The sequence below is a fragment of the Lentzea sp. NPDC058450 genome (genome assembly GCF_042721395.1).
Lineage (GTDB): Bacteria > Actinomycetota > Actinomycetes > Mycobacteriales > Pseudonocardiaceae > Lentzea.
Genome location: NZ_JBHXLO010000018.1, coordinates 137,816 through 152,174 on the forward strand (window position 1 = coordinate 137,816; position 14,359 = coordinate 152,174).

Sequence of the window (14,359 nt, forward strand, 5' to 3'; positions counted from 1 at the left end):
TCACGCCGGTTGTCCGGGAATCTTCAGCGCGGCCATCACCTCGTCCGCGGCCCGTTCCCCGGACGTGATCGCGCCGTCGACGTACCCGTTCCACACCGACGCCGTCTCGCTGCCCGCCCAGTGCACGCTGCCGGTCGCGCGCCGCCAGCCGTGCTCGCCGTACTCGGCCCAGCCGCCGGGCGTCACGAAGCACTCGTACCCGCCCATCGTCCAGCCGTCCTCGGACCACGCCATCTCGACGTAGTCGATCGGCATGCGCGCCCGCGGCCCGGCCACCTCGCCGAGCGCCTCCAGCACGTCCGCGCGGCGCGTCGAGTCGGGCGCGGCGATCCAGCGGTCCACCCGGTCGCCGTAGACGAACGCGACCAGCACGCCGCGCGAGCCGTCCTCCGGCGAGTTGTCGAACACGACACCGACCGGGCTGCGGCTGAACAGCGTGGCGATGCCGGAGCGGTCCTTCTTGCGCCAGAACGGTTCCTCGAACACCGCGTGGATCTTCGCGACCCGGCCCATCGGCGTGTGCCCCGCCCAGCCGCGGCGCGCCATCGGCAGCGCGGGCTCGAACCCGATCCGTCCCACGGCGGCCGGCGGCACGGTCACGATCACCCGTCTCGCCCGCACGATCCCCTTGTCCGTCACGGCTTCCACGCCCTGCGCGGAGTGCCGGACCGTCAGCACGGGCTCGCCGAGCCGCACCCCACCGGGCAGCGCCGCCGCCATCGCCACCGCGAGAGCGTCCGCGCCGTCGGTGAAACGGGAGTCCTGCGCACAACCCGAGGTCTCCATCAGCTGCTCGAACCCACCCGCCGACGCGAGGTAGAACAGCACGTGGAAGAACGAGATCTCCCTCGGCTCGCAACACCACACGCCCTGCACGGCGAGCGCCAGCCTGCGCTGCGCGTCGCCGTCGTGGGTCTGCCGCAGGAAGAAGTCCTCGGCGGACTGCGCGTCGAACTCCTCGAACCTCGGCGTGCGCCACGGCTCGTCCAGGTCGACGGTCCGCGCCAGCTCGTCGAGCGTCTCGGTCACCCGCCGGTACTCGGCGATCCCCGGCCCGGGGTTGGGCTCCGCGGCCGAGTACTCGGTGCGCGTGCCGTCGTGCCAGACCTCGACGTGCTGCCCGGTCTCCCAGGTGGGGAACGTCGTGCAGCCGAACCGCGCCGCGAGGTCGTGGAACCGCTTCTGCGACGGCCCGATCCACTGCGCGCCGTGGTCGACCCGGACCCCGGACGGCAGCACCTCGCTGAACGCCCGGCCGCCCACGCGGTCCCCGGCCTCCAGCACGACGACGTCCAGTCCGGCGGACGCCAGGCGCGTCGCCGCCGCCAGCCCCGCGTAGCCCGCGCCGACGACCACGACGTCGGCCGAGCGCTGCTCCACTTCAGTCACGCCGCACACCCTGGGCAACATTGACTCGGGAGTCAAGATTTCGGCGAAGAATTGCGATTGCTCGGACCTACCGGGGTGGCAACAACCGATGTATCAGCGGCAGAACCATCGACCGCGGCGGGTCCCAGACGTGCCGGTCCTCGAACCGCCACGCGTACGTCAGCGCCCCGTCCCGCACGCAGTCGAGCAGCCCGGGAGCGCCGAGGTCGGCCGCCGACCACTCGTAGAGCCGCTCCAGCCGCGGCACGATCATGCCGAAGTCGACGAGCCGGGCGAACCCGTGCTCCTGCGCCAGGTAGTAGGCGACCTCGTCGTCCAGCGGGTACTGGGCCGGCAGCACCCGCGAGAGCTGCAGGAAGATCCCCGTCATGCCCAGGCGGGGGTCGCCGAGCACCGGTGCGAGCCCGCGCAACCAGCCCAGCGAGAGCCGCGGCGCCGCCACCAGCGCGTGCGTGTAGAGCACCCGGCACAGGACCACGTTCAGGAAGAACCGCTCCGGCTCGTTCTCCTGCTCCGCCAGCGCCCGGTGCTCCAGGTAGGCGGCGACCACGCTGCCGTTGTGCGCCCGGTACCAGGCCCGCGCCGTGGGTTCGAGCGCGAACGCCAGCCAGTCCGCCGCCGTGCGCGACGAGGGCGGGCCGGCCAGACCACCGGTCAGGCCGACCGCCTCGCAACCGTCGCGCAGGATGCGTTCGTTGACCGCCCGCCACCACGGACTCCCCGACCCCGGCCGCAGCACGCCCCGCGCGAGCTGCCAGCGCAGGAACGACCGCGCGGCCCGGCGGAACGGCAGGTGCCGCGGCGCCTGCCCGAACGGTCCGCTGTAGCAGCGTTCCATCAACGCGAGGCGCCCGGCGGGGTCGTCGCGGACCGCCGCCACCTGCTGCTCGGCCCAGGCCGAGGCACTGGCCACTAGAAGTGGTCGCGGCTCGTCAGTTCGTGCTCGATCGCGTCCGCACGGCTGACCAGCAGCGCGAGCGGCCGTTCGAACTCCTCCCGCACGCTCAGGTCCTCCAGCGGCACCACGTGCTTGAGCAGCGCGAGCCCGTCCACCACGGCGGCCCCGCCGACCTGCGGCTCGCCCGCGAACTCGAGGAACCGGCGCAGGTCCACGTCGTCCGCCCGGCCCACCGGGGAGGAGATCTCCACCCACGCGGCGCCACCGAGATCGCTCACGTGGTGCACGGAGACCTGCTGCGTGCGCTCGCCGTCGGTCTCGAGGCGGAAGCGCAGCCAGTCGTCGGTCTCCTCCAGCACCTCGTAGCGCACCCGGACATAGTTGATCACTTCGACCCAGGACGTCACGCCCGGTTCCGCCTCTCTCACGCCCTATTGCCGTCACCACCGTAATGCGGGAGCAGGGCGTTCGTGTTGCTTTGCGAGATCGTGTCGGATCGTTGTCACAACCGGTGTGCGGCTACCGTTCGCCCGTGGCCACTGGCAATGAGAGCCCCGTCAAGCTCGCGGTGCTGATCGACGCGGACAACGCCCAGCCCTCGATCACCGAGGCGTTGCTCGCCGAGATCGCCAAGTACGGGACCGCGCACGTCAAACGCGCGTACGGCGACTGGACCGGCACGAGCCTGAAGGGCTGGAAGGACCACCTGCTGGCCCAGTCGATCCAGCCGATCCAGCAGTTCGCGTACACGACCGGCAAGAACGCCACCGACGCGGCGATGGTCATCGACGCGATGGACCTGCTGTACTCCGACCGCTTCGACGGGTTCTGCATCGTGTCGAGCGACTCGGACTTCACCCGGCTCGCCGCCCGCCTGCGCGAGTCGGGCCTCACGGTGTACGGCTTCGGCGAGCGCAAGACGCCCAAGCCGTTCGTCGCGGCCTGCGACAAGTTCGTCTACGTCGAGAACCTCGTCTCGCCCGAGGCGGAGGTGCCGGCCGAGACGCCGCTGGTGCGCAAGCCGGTCGCCGCCGCGGCCCAGCTCAAGGGCGACACGACGCTGGTCAAGCTGCTGCGCAACGCCGTCGAGGCGGCGTCGGACGACGACGGGTGGGCGTCGCTGTCGGCCGTCGGCAGCATCATCACCAAGCAGCGACCCGAGTTCGACTCCCGCACGTACGGCTACTCGAAGCTCAGCGACCTGATCACGGCGACGACGTTGTTCGAGGTCGACCGCCGCGGTCACGGCGAGGGCAAGCAGTCGGCGGTCTACGTCAAGGACCGCCGCCGGTGACTTCTTTCGGTCAACACTGAAGCCACAGAGCTTGCTAGCGGAGGTGGTCGGCGAGCGCGGTGTGAAACCTCGTGATCGACCGCTCGTCCTCCAGCGGGGTCGCGCCGGACATCGTCGTGCGGCCGATCAGCACACCGCAGCGGCGGTCGTTCGCGATGCCGAACGTAACGGCGCTCGGCGTCGACGCCGCCGTGGCGGCCGCCGCGATCGCCGCGGCGTCCTGGGCGGTAGCGGCCTCGGCCAGGTAGACGAGGACGAAGTGGACGGTCCGCCCGTCGGCGTCCGGTTCGGGGTCGGCGTGCACGCTGATCACCCCGGTCACCGCCCGGAGCGCCCGCATCGCGTAGTCGTCCGTCTCGTCGAGCCACTCCTGGTGCAGGCCGGCACCGACGGTGATCTCGGCGTGCGGGTAGCGGTCGGCTTCGAGCACGGCGGCGATGCCGAGCGCCCTCGGCCCCAGGTCGGCGACGACCATGCCGCGCCCGCCCTCGGACTGGAACAGCACCACACCGTCATCGGTGCGCACCTCGGTCATCCCCCAGTCGCCCTGGAGGTCGATCTCCTCGGAGACCGCGTCGAGCAGCAGGTCGCCGGTCTCGCCGTCCGCACGGCCGGCCGCCGCCGACGCGGCCACCTGCGCGACCCCGACCCGTTGCCCCGCGTAGCCGACGACGGACGCCGCCCAGCTCACGTCGCGCCAGTCGAGCTGCTCCAGGTCGATCACGGCCAGCGCCTCGAAGGCGGCGAACACGTGCGACGGGTCCGCCGTGCGCAGCGTCGCGAGCGCCGACCTGCGAGCGAACGTGATCAGCGTGTAGAGGTCGTCCTCGGTCAGCCCGGCCCGCAGCCGTCCGCGCGCCTCCTCGTCGAGCCCGGCCTGGTGGGCCACGAAGTCGGCGACCTCGGCGTCCTGCGGCGCGTCGACCCAGCGCCAGAGCCGCCGCGCCGCAGGTGCGTACCGGAGCCCGGCCAGCGGAGAACGCTGATCTTCCATGGCCGGACCCTAGGCGGTGTCTGGCAATTCCGTTAGGTGGGAGGCGCGGGCGACGGAATTGCCGGACACCGCCTAGCGGTGCCGCACGGCCGTCAGCGCCACCCGAGCGCCGGAGCGACGTGCACGAGGATGTTCTCCAGGACGTGCGCGTTGAAGTCGACGCCGAGCTGGTTCGGCACCGTCAGCAGCAGCGTGTCGGCCTCGGCGATCGCCTCGTCCTCCGCGAGCTGCTTCACCAGGAGCTCGGGCTCGGCCGCGTAGGACCGGCCGAAGATCGCCTTCTGCGGTCCGTCGATGAACCCGATCGAGTCGCTGCTCTTGCCGTCGCCGCCGAAGTACATGCGGTCGAGGTCCGTGGTCAGCGCGAAGATGCTGCGCGACACCGAGACCCGCGGCTCGTGCTCCCAGCCTGCCTCGGTCCAGGCCTTGCGGAACGCCCTGATCTGGTCTGCCTGCTGGACGTGGAACGGCGCGCCGCCCTCGTCGAACTTGAGCGTGGAGCTCATCAGGTTCATGCCCTGCTTCGCCGCCCACACCGCCGTGCCGTTGGAGCCCGCGCCCCACCAGATGCGGTCGCGCAGGCCCGGCGAGTGCGGCTCGAGGCGCAGCAGCCCTGGCGGGTTCGGGAACATGGGCCGGGGGTTCGGCTCCGCGAACCCGCCGCCTTCCAGCACCTTCAGGAACAGCTCGGTGTGCATGCGCGCCATGTCGGCGTCGGTCTGCCCCTCAGCGGGCCCGTAACCGAAGTGCCGCCAGCCGTCGATGACCTGCTCGGGCGATCCCCGCGAGATGCCGAGCTGCAGCCTGCCGCCCGCGATGAGGTCGGCGGAGCCTGCGTCCTCGACCATGTACATCGGGTTCTCGTAGCGCATGTCGATCACGCCGGTGCCGATCTCGATGCGCTCGGTCTTCGCCCCGATCGCCGCGAGCAGCGGGAACGGCGACGCGAGCTGCCGGGCGAAGTGGTGCACCCGGAAGTACGCCCCGTCCGCGCCGAGCTCCTCCGCCGCCACGGCCAGGTCGATCGACTGCCTCAGCACGTCGCCCGCCGACCGCGTCTGCGAGTGCGGGCTGTCCGTCCAGTGCCCGAACGACAGAAAACCGATCTTCTTCATGCCCTAGAAGATAGTTCAATATTCAACTAATTGCGAGCGGCGTCCGTCACGTGCGCTTGAGCAGGCGATGCGTCCGCCGGACGGCCGCCAGCCGCTCGTCCTCGTTGATCGCGAGCGCCTTGACCACCGGGTCGTCCGGCCCGCGCCGCTGCCGGATCTCCTGCAACCGGCCCTGCACCGTCGTGGGCTGCCCGTCCGGCCCGGTGCTCATGTCGCAGTACCAGAGCGCGTCCCGCAGGCGCCCCCGGTTGTCCGGGAACTCCCCCAGCTCGTCCGCGAGCCCGACCAGCTCCGCGACCGCCGCGGCCCCGGAGTGGTGCGCCACCAGCGCGCAGACCCGCTCGGACACCCCGGCCCTGCGCAGGTAGCGCGCCCCGTCCAACGAGTGCAGCCCGGTGTCCTTCACCTCGGCCGCGTACCCGATGTCGTGCACCCAGGCGGCCGCCACGAGCAACTCGCGTTCGTCCTCGGGCAACACCCGAGCCACCCGCTCGGCCCGCCGCGCCACCCCGGCCGTGTGAGCCCACCTCTTGGGCAGCTCCGGCGCCAGCAGCCGGCGAGCGGTGTTCCGGGCCCAGGTGGCGAGAAACGAGCTCTCCTGCGCCTCCACCGGAAACGCCTTCGCCGAGGCCCGCACCTCCCGAGCCACGAACAGGGGCACGAACTCCTGCACCCGCGCGCTCCCGAACCTGGCCCGAGCCCGTTCGATCCACTCGTGCACGAGACTCGGCGGCACGTCCCCGAACTCGCGCACCAGCCGCGACTCAAGGCGCCGAATCCGCGCGTCGGCCTGGCTCACAACCTCCGCCGTGGTCGTCACGGCACCACGGTAAGCCTTCAGTCCCCGGAAGCACCCGCCTCGAGCCCGAACTCGGCCGCCTCGTCCCGCCGCCCGAGACGGTCCAGCACCTTGCGCAGGTTCGCGAGCTCACTGCGGTAGCTCGGGCCGTCCAGTTCGTCGTCCCGCTCCGAGCAGGCCCGCCACACCGCCACCGACTCGCGGTAGGCGTCCAGAGCGCCGTCGACGTCGCCGACCGCCTCCCGGATCCGGCCCAGGTTGTGCAGCGAGATGGCCAGTGCGGGGCCGAAGCGCACGGGCTCGGTCTCCCCGAGCGTGCGGTGGACCGCGACGGACTCGGCGGTCACCCGCGCCGACTCGTCGAGCCGTCCCAGGTCCTGGAGGAGCCCACCCTGAGCCAGCACGTGCGCCGCGAAGGTGCGGCGGTGCAGATCCGGGTCCGACTTCATCAACTCGCGCAGGATCGGGATCGCCTCCTCGACGGCCTCCAGCGCCGCCGCGCGATCACCACTCCTCGACCGCACCATCGCGAGCCCGTGCAGTTCGCGAGCCAGGCCGGGGAGATGGCGTTCGGGGTCGGTCACAGCCAGCCCTCGCCTGATCTGGACGGCTTCCGCTGACGCGTCCGCGGCCTCCCGGAGCCGGCCCGACTCCATCAGGCTCAGCGCGAAGTTGTAGAGGGCTCCTGCCAGCGGCGAGCGGTACCTGCCAGGCTCGACGGCGTCCAGCCGACGGTCGATGGCGACCGCTTCGCCGAGGAGTTCGGCGGCTGCGCCGAAGCGGCGGAGGTCCAGTTCGCTGGTGCCGAGGTGGACCAGCGCGATCGCGAGGTCGTGGAGGTGCCTGCCTGGACGGGCCAGTTCCAGCTCACGGTAGATCAGGACGCCCTTCTCGGCCTCGGACCTGGCACGGCGGGACTCGCCCAGCCTCCAGTGCGCGGCACCCAGGCGGTACAGCGAGTCGGCCAGTTCGCCGCGGTAGCGGTCCGGTTCGGCTTCCGCCTGCGTGGTGCGCATCCTCACCAGCTCGCTGAGCACCTCCAACGACTCCTGGTTGCGCCCGACCTCACCCAGCACGACCCCAAGACCGCGCAGTCCCTCGCACAGTGCGTCCTGATGACCCGCTGTCTCCCGGAGGATCTCCACGCTCTCCTCCAGCACGGTCAGGGCTTCGCGACTCCGCTCGAGCTCGTGCAGGACGCCGCCGAGCACCACCAGGGCCAACGCCAGGTCGGACCGCTGCTCCTCCGTTCCGTCCGCCAGTTCCCGCTGGAGCGCGACGGCCTCCTTCGCCGTTTCCAGCGCTTCGCGATATCCGTCGACGCGCATCAGGTAGGTGGACAGGGCGCGAAGTGCGCGGGCCAGCTCCCGGCGGCTCGCTTCGTCCTCCACCAGTGTGCGGCGATGGGCGACCGCCAACGCGGCGCAGGCTGCTTGGAGGTGCGGGAACTCCCTGGCCGGTGCCAGCAGGACGAGCTGCTCCCGTGTCCCCAGATCGTGCATCACCTCCTCGGTGCTGATCAGGGCCGCCAGCGCACGGTCGACGAGAGGATCGAACACTCCGCAGTCCATGATCGCCTTGAGCGCCTCCGGCAGTGCGCCGCGCTGCCGGGACAGGAGCGCGGTGAGCTGGACCAGCGCGTCCGGGTACGTCGTGTGGGCACGGGCCAGCAAGGCGGCTGCCGCTGGTGCGTCGTCGTCCCTCAGCAGGCGCGGGTTGGCCGCGAGGGTGTCGAGCACCAGGCGTTCGGCGACCAGGTGGGGGCGCAGGTCGAGGCGGTGGTCAGGGCCTACCGCGTACCTGCGGCGCGCCCATCTCGCGACCGCGACCCTCGACTCCTGGGCCGCGTCGGCCGAGAACTGCGGGACCCGGCGGAGCAGGTCGGCCGCGTCTTCGAGGGTGGCCGCGGGCAGCAGGACGAGGACCGTGACGGCTTCGGCGAGCACCTCCACGTCGTGGCCGGCGGTGGTCCAGGTGCGTTGTTCGAGGGTGACCAGTTCGGTGACGAGGGTGGTGAGCGTGTGGGTGCGGGTGCCCGACTTGCCCAGCACAGCGAGCAGGGCTCTGGCGTGCAGGACGAGCAACGTGTCCTCGTCGGTGCCCACCGGGCGGTCGGGGAGGTCGGGTTTGGGCAGGTGGAGGTGTTTGGCGTACGCCGCGACGGCTTGGGCGTACCAGCGTTGGCGGTCGGCCGCCTCGCCCACCGGGCGCAGGGCGGTGATGGTGCGCAGGTGCGGGAGGACGGTGTCGGGCAGGGCTTTCAGGGCGTCCGCGGTGCGGGCCAGCAGGAGGACCCGGATCAGGTCCGGGTGGGCCATCGCGCCGGTGAGCAGGGAGGCCAGCACGTCGGTGGGGACGCGGTCGGCGTCGTCGACCACCACGAGGGTGGGGTCGCCCGCGGCGGTGATGGCGTCGATCAGGGTGGTGCTCTGGTCCTGGAAGCGGCCCGCGGCCCAGCCGTCGTCCTGGAGCGACTCGGCCACGGCCAGGGCCAGGCGGCTCTTGCCCACGCCGGCCGGTCCGGTGATCACTCGGGCCACCTCGGCCTTCGGGTCGCGGGTGGTGCACCACGTCCTGAGGTCGTCGTGGGCCTTGCCGCGGCCCCAGAGCGGGGTCGGTGAGTACGGCGCGGTGAGCCAGTGGACCACGGCGCGGGCGTCGTCGGTGCTCAGCGGTGAGGTGGGGGCGGCGGGGCGGAGTTCGCCGAGGAGGCCGTCCCGCGTGTCGAGGCGGTCCTGGTGGTCGCGGGCCGACTGCCACCACGCCAGCGCGGCCTGGACGAGGACCAGCGCGGCGAGTGCGATCACCAGGGCCCAGGAGAACTCGCCGGTGGCCAGGTTCGTCAGGACGCCGACGCCGGCGGCGGTGAGCACCGACACCAGGCCGTGCCACCAGCGGGCGCCCCTCAAGCGAGTCATACCCCGCCTGTCGCGGGGCGCTCGTCAGGCGTAACAGGCCGTCACCCGACCGGCTGGACGCCCCTCAGGCGGAGCACCTCGGCTCGGGCGTGGGCCACCTCGGCGGTCTCGTCGCCACGGGCTCGGGCGATCTCGCGGGCCAGGTCCGCCGTCGCCTCCTGGAGGTGGCGGGCCCGCTTTCGGTCGTGCACCAGCTTGCGGAACGCCTTGCGGTCCTTGCCGAGGCCGCTGACGGCCGACAGCAGCGCCGGGTCCACCACTCCCCCGTCGACCTCCGGGCCGAGGATCTGACGGATCCAGGTCCGCTCCTGGCGGGCCGCGCGCCGCAGGACGGCGAAGAGCGTCACCAGTTCCACGGCCGCGATCACGAACGGGAGCAGGATCGCCAGGACCGGAACACCGCCGCTCAGGCCGCCCATGTCGTCCCAGGCGAAGTGGAACACCATCGCGGTCAGCATGGTCAGGACGCCGCGCGGGACGTGGCGGTCGCCGGGGGTGCGGCCCAGCACCCACATGAGGCCCGCGCAGAAGATGGCGCTGAACAGGGCGTGCGAGACGATGCCGGTGACCCCGCGGACCAGGAAGATCTGGAACGACGAGGCGATCTGGGCGGTGCCGAAGCTCTGGGCGGCGCCGTTGTAGACGTAGAGGACGTCCTCGAACACCTGGAAGCCCAGGCCGAGGAACGCGCCGATGATGAACCCGTCGTAGGCGCTGCGCACCAGACGGGGCGCGAGGCCGATCAGCAGGACGAGCCCGAGCGCCTTGGCGAACTCCTCGTTGATCGGCGCGGTGAGGCCCGCCGCCCAGTCGGAGGCGAAGGCCGTACCGCCCACCTTGGACCAGATCTCCAGCAGGGCGGTGTTGGCGGGCAGGGCGATCCAGAACGTCGCGGCCAGACCACCCCACGCGAACGCCGCCGCCAGCAACGACGCGGGCTGTGCGGTGTACCGGTTCTGGTGCCGCAGCAACAGCAGCCACGGCACCAGGTACAGGCCGAACAGCAGCACGCCGCCGGTCAGCGCCGGGCCGTAGAAGTGCGCGCCGGGGCCGAAGTAGCGCAGGATCGCCAGCGCTCCGCCGCCCACGCCCACCAGGTACACCCAGAACGCCAGGTTGCGCGGCTGGACGAACCGGAACGGCAGCCCCCAGCCCGACTCGTCGATCGCGGCGAGCTGCGCGGTCCTGATTTCGGATGTTGTCGTCATCGGGACGCTCCCGGGGTGATGCTGCGGACGAACGCGCCCACGACGTCCTGCTGCCGTTCGAACTGCCCCGGCGCCGTCCGCACCCGGACCAGCAACGCGGGCGCCGTCTCGGCCTGTCCGGATGGTCCGGCCATCTTGAACGCCACGTCCAGTCCGTCGCCCTGCGGCGAGGTGCTCCCCAGCGCCACCCCGACCAGTCCGCTCTCGGTGGTCACCGTGGCGCGCGGCCCGTCGACGCCGGCACTGCCCTCCGACCGCAGCACCTGGTCCAGGAAGGCGTCCGCCGACCCGGCGAACGCCGCGCCGCGCAACGAGATCGTCGCCCCGCCGGTGGCCAGCTCGGCCTGCAGACTCGTCGCGGACGCCACCCCGGCACCCGTCAGCGTCCCGTCCTCGAGCTGCCACCCGACCGGCGGCACGGCGGTGGCACCGTCACCGAGATCCAGCACGTCGCCGGCGCGGATCTCGTTGTGCCACGGGATGAGCGCGTTCACCGCGGGCAACCCGGCCAGCAACACCAACGCGATGACCAGAACGCTCAGTGCAGGCCCGAAGGTCCTCCGATCGAGCCCGAGGAACCGGTGCTCGACCGGCACCCATCCCCGTGGCGCCGCCTCCGTCATCCCGAGCCCCTCTCGCCGGCCGCAGACCACTTGACCACAGATCAACGGACTCGGCAGGCCGAGAAGGGCGGGGTGTCCGAGAGGGTCTACTCGACGCCGATCATGACCTCGGTCGACTTCACCAGGGCGGTGACCGGCTGGCCCACCCGCAGGCCCAGATCGGCCACGGCGTCCATGGTGATCGACGCGGTGACCTGCTGGCCGCCGTCGAGGTCCACGGTGACGACGGCCATGACCGCGCCGTCCTTGATCGCGGCGACGGTGCCGGTGAGCTGGTTGCGGGTCGAAAGGCGCACTGGGGTTCTCCTCGGGATGGTCGGAACATCCGAACCGTAGGCGAAACCGGAAACCCTGGCACGCCAGCGGTTCCGACCTTGATCCTCAGGTGCGAGGACGGCAACCACCGCCTCTCCGCAGACGCGCCGCCGACACGGGTGCCGAGGCGGCAGAAAAGAATCCGACCCGATCGTCACCAGTGCGGCGAACTCACGCCGGGTAGGTGTGCGCCTCGGTGGCCTTGACCGCCGCCCACAACGTGTCGCCAGGCCGAAGCCGCAGGTCCGCGAGCGTCGCCGTGGTGATGTCCGCCAGCACCGACGGCACGCCGTCGAGCCGCACGCGCGTGGTGTGCGCGTGTTGTTCGATGGCCGACACGGTGACCTGCCAGGTGTTGCGCGGGCTGCCGTCCGGCCGCACGACGTGCAGGCTCACCGCGGTAGGCGGGAACGCCACGTGCACCTCCCCGGACGCCGGCTCGGCGACGGTGATCGCACCACCGTCCACCAAGGACACGACCGTGCCGGATGCCTTGCCGCGGTACAGGTTGAGCCCGACGAGGGTGGCCACGTACTCGGTGCGCGGCCGGCGGGCGACCTCGGCCGGTGTCCCCTGCTGGACCGCGCGGCCGTGCTCCAGGATCACCAGCCGGTCCGCGAGCACCATGGCGTCCAACGGGTCGTGCGTCACCAGCAACGTGTGCCCGCCGAACTCGGCCAGGTGCCGGCCCAGCTCGGACCGCACCTGCAACCGGGTGCTCGCGTCGAGCGCGGCCAGGGGTTCGTCCAGCAGCAGGAGACTCGGCCCGGTCGCCAGCGCGCGGGCGAGCGCCACCCGTTGCGCCTGACCCCCGGACAACGCGCGGGGCTTGCGCTGGGCGAACTCCGCGAGTCCGACCCGGTCCAGCCACGTCGCGGCCCGCTCCCGGGCCTCCGCCCGGCGAGTACCGCGAGCCCGCAGTCCGAACGCGACGTTCTCCAGCGCGCTCATGTGGGCGAACAGCAGGTAGTCCTGGAACACCACGCCGACCGGACGTTTCTCGGGCTGCACGAACGCTTCCGGTCCGTCCCAGGTGGACTCTCCGAGCGCGATGCTCCCCGAGGTCAGCGGCGACAGCCCGGCCAGCGCGCGCAACGCCGTCGACTTGCCGGCCCCGTTCGGGCCGAGCAACGCCACCACCTCGCCGGGCGCGATGGTCAGGTCGAGCTCGAGGTCGAAGGAGCCGCGCGTCACGCGCAAAGCAGCGGAAAGGGTCACGTCGGCCCGCTGATCCACCGGTCGCGCAGACCGGCCAGCACTCCGACGGACACCAGCAACAACACGATGCTCAGCACGATCGCCGCATCCGGATCCGTCTCCAACGCCAGATAAACAGCCAACGGCATGGTCGTCGTCTCACCGGGGAAGTTGCCGGCGAACGTGATCGTCGCCCCGAACTCCCCCAACGCCCGCGCCCAGCACAGGACACCACCCGCGACCACGCCGGGCAGCACGGACGGCAGCGTCACGCGGCGGAACGTCAGCCACCGCGACGCCCCCAGCGTGGCCGCCGCCTCCTCGAACCGGGGATCAGCCGCCCGCAAGGCACCTTCCACCGAGATCACCAGGAACGGCATCGCCACGAACGCCTCCGCCACCACGACTCCGGCCGTCGTGAACGGCAACGAGATCCCGAACCACGCGTCCAGGTGCTGCCCGATCAGCCCGCGCCGTCCCAGCACCAGCAACAACGCCACACCACCGACCACCGGCGGCAACACCAGCGGCACCGTGACCAGCGCACGCAGAATCCCGCGCCCCGGCAACCCGGACCGCGCCAGCAACCAGGCCAGCGGAATGCCGAAGAACAGGCACAGCACCGTCGCCAGCGACGCGCAGATCAACGACAGCTTGAGCGCCTCACCGACCTCGGCGCTGAACAACTGCCCGGACAGCGTCCCCCAGGGCGCCTTGATCAGCAGCCCGGCGAGCGGCACCAGCAGGAACGCCAGGCCGAGGAACGCGGGCAGGGCGAGGACGACCGGCAGCCGTCCCCGCCCCCGATGACGTGTCACGGGCTGTCGAAGCCCGCCGCGCTCAGCACCGACTTGCCCTTGTCGGAGAGCACGAAGTCGATGAACGCCTTGGCCGCGGCCGCGTTCGGCGCCTTGGCCACCGGCGCGATCGGGTAGTCGTTCACGGCCTGCGCCGCCTCGGCGAACGTGATGCCCTCGACCTTGTCCCCGGCCGCCTTCACGTCCGTCTTGTAGACGAGCGCACCGTCGACCTCACCCAACGAGACCTTGGTCAGCACGGCCTTGACGTCCTGCTCCAGCGTGTCCGGCGCGGCCGTGATCTTGGCGGCCTCGAACACCTTCTTCGACGCCGCACCGCACGGCACCTGCTCCGCGCACAACGCGATCTTCTTGTCCGCGTTGCCGAAGTCGGCCAGCCCGGCGATCTTGCCCGGGTTGCCCTTCGGCACCGCGATCTGCAGCGTGTTCTTCACGAACGTCTTCGGCGCGTCCGTGATCGTCTTGCTGTCGGTCACCTGCTTCATGTTGGCAGGCGCGGCCGAGGCGAACACGTCGGCGGGCGCTCCCTGGTTGAGCTGCTGGGCCAGCGCCGAGCTGCCACCGAAGTTGAACTTGACCTTGGTGCCGGGGTTCGCGGCCTCGAAGTCCTTGCCCAGCTGGGTGAACGTCTCGGTGAGCGACGCCGCCGCGAACACGGTGACGTCGCCGGTGACCTTCGGCGCCTCGGAACCGGACGTCGGCGTGGACGAGGTCTGCTGGCCGGAGCCACAGCCCGCGAGCACCAGCGCGGCCGAGGCGACCGCGAGCACGCTGTTCGCGATTCTGGACAT

General features: G+C 71.6%; 14 protein-coding genes. 1 reads left to right on the plus strand and 13 read right to left on the minus strand.

Annotated elements, in window-relative coordinates; translation table 11 throughout:
* The 3 genes from ACFWNN_RS26840 to ACFWNN_RS26850 form a co-directional block, all read right to left on the minus strand.
* Positions 1 to 1,389 carry a flavin monoamine oxidase family protein gene (locus ACFWNN_RS26840; RefSeq protein ID WP_382442688.1) on the minus strand — a complete coding sequence of 463 codons (1,389 nt, stop codon included), beginning with the start codon at positions 1,387 to 1,389 and terminating at the stop codon, positions 1 to 3.
* A 67-nt stretch (positions 1,390 to 1,456) separates the two neighbouring features.
* Positions 1,457 to 2,302, minus strand: coding sequence for a hypothetical protein (locus tag ACFWNN_RS26845; protein ID WP_382442689.1), 846 nt, complete (start codon positions 2,300 to 2,302; stop codon positions 1,457 to 1,459).
* Entirely contained in the window at positions 2,302 to 2,694 is a 393-nt protein-coding gene (locus ACFWNN_RS26850; protein WP_382442690.1) for a hypothetical protein, read from the minus strand. The genes ACFWNN_RS26845 and ACFWNN_RS26850 overlap by 1 nt, the downstream gene beginning before the upstream one ends.
* Positions 2,695 to 2,819: 125 nt before the next feature.
* Between ACFWNN_RS26850 and ACFWNN_RS26855 the strand changes: the two genes are divergently transcribed.
* Positions 2,820 to 3,581, plus strand: a complete 762-nt coding sequence (locus tag ACFWNN_RS26855) for an NYN domain-containing protein (protein ID WP_382442691.1) — start codon at positions 2,820 to 2,822, stop codon at positions 3,579 to 3,581.
* A gap of 34 nt (positions 3,582 to 3,615) precedes the next feature.
* On the opposite strand, the gene ACFWNN_RS26860 is transcribed toward ACFWNN_RS26855, so the two are convergent.
* The 10 genes from ACFWNN_RS26860 to modA form a co-directional block, all read right to left on the minus strand.
* Positions 3,616 to 4,575 (minus strand): hypothetical protein, encoded by a 960-nt coding sequence (locus ACFWNN_RS26860; protein ID WP_382442692.1) that lies wholly within the window; start codon positions 4,573 to 4,575, stop codon positions 3,616 to 3,618.
* A gap of 92 nt (positions 4,576 to 4,667) precedes the next feature.
* The gene (locus ACFWNN_RS26865; RefSeq protein WP_382442693.1) at positions 4,668 to 5,690 is read right to left on the minus strand and encodes an LLM class flavin-dependent oxidoreductase; all 1,023 of its coding nucleotides are present in this window, start codon (positions 5,688 to 5,690) and stop codon (positions 4,668 to 4,670) included.
* Between the two features lie 46 nt (positions 5,691 to 5,736).
* Positions 5,737 to 6,510, minus strand: coding sequence for a three-helix bundle dimerization domain-containing protein (locus tag ACFWNN_RS26870; protein ID WP_382442694.1), 774 nt, complete (start codon positions 6,508 to 6,510; stop codon positions 5,737 to 5,739).
* Positions 6,511 to 6,527: 17 nt separating this feature from the next.
* Complete coding sequence (locus tag ACFWNN_RS26875) at positions 6,528 to 9,407, minus strand: tetratricopeptide repeat protein (protein ID WP_382442695.1); 2,880 nt, start codon at positions 9,405 to 9,407, stop codon at positions 6,528 to 6,530.
* A gap of 41 nt (positions 9,408 to 9,448) precedes the next feature.
* Entirely contained in the window at positions 9,449 to 10,615 is a 1,167-nt protein-coding gene (locus ACFWNN_RS26880; RefSeq protein ID WP_382442696.1) for a PrsW family intramembrane metalloprotease, read from the minus strand.
* On the minus strand, positions 10,612 to 11,238 hold the full coding sequence (locus ACFWNN_RS26885; protein WP_382442697.1) for a hypothetical protein: 627 nt from the start codon (positions 11,236 to 11,238) through the stop codon (positions 10,612 to 10,614). The genes ACFWNN_RS26880 and ACFWNN_RS26885 overlap by 4 nt, the downstream gene beginning before the upstream one ends.
* A gap of 86 nt (positions 11,239 to 11,324) precedes the next feature.
* A complete protein-coding gene (locus ACFWNN_RS26890; protein WP_382442698.1) occupies positions 11,325 to 11,534 on the minus strand; it encodes a molybdopterin-binding protein in 210 nt (69 codons plus the stop codon).
* A gap of 190 nt (positions 11,535 to 11,724) precedes the next feature.
* Positions 11,725 to 12,771 carry an ABC transporter ATP-binding protein gene (locus tag ACFWNN_RS26895; RefSeq protein WP_382442699.1) on the minus strand — a complete coding sequence of 349 codons (1,047 nt, stop codon included), beginning with the start codon at positions 12,769 to 12,771 and terminating at the stop codon, positions 11,725 to 11,727.
* A complete protein-coding gene (gene modB, locus ACFWNN_RS26900; protein ID WP_382442700.1) occupies positions 12,768 to 13,568 on the minus strand; it encodes a molybdate ABC transporter permease subunit in 801 nt (266 codons plus the stop codon). Before modB ends, ACFWNN_RS26895 begins: the two co-directional genes overlap by 4 nt.
* Positions 13,565 to 14,359, minus strand: coding sequence for a molybdate ABC transporter substrate-binding protein (modA, locus tag ACFWNN_RS26905; RefSeq protein ID WP_382442701.1), 795 nt, complete (start codon positions 14,357 to 14,359; stop codon positions 13,565 to 13,567). The genes modB and modA overlap by 4 nt, the downstream gene beginning before the upstream one ends.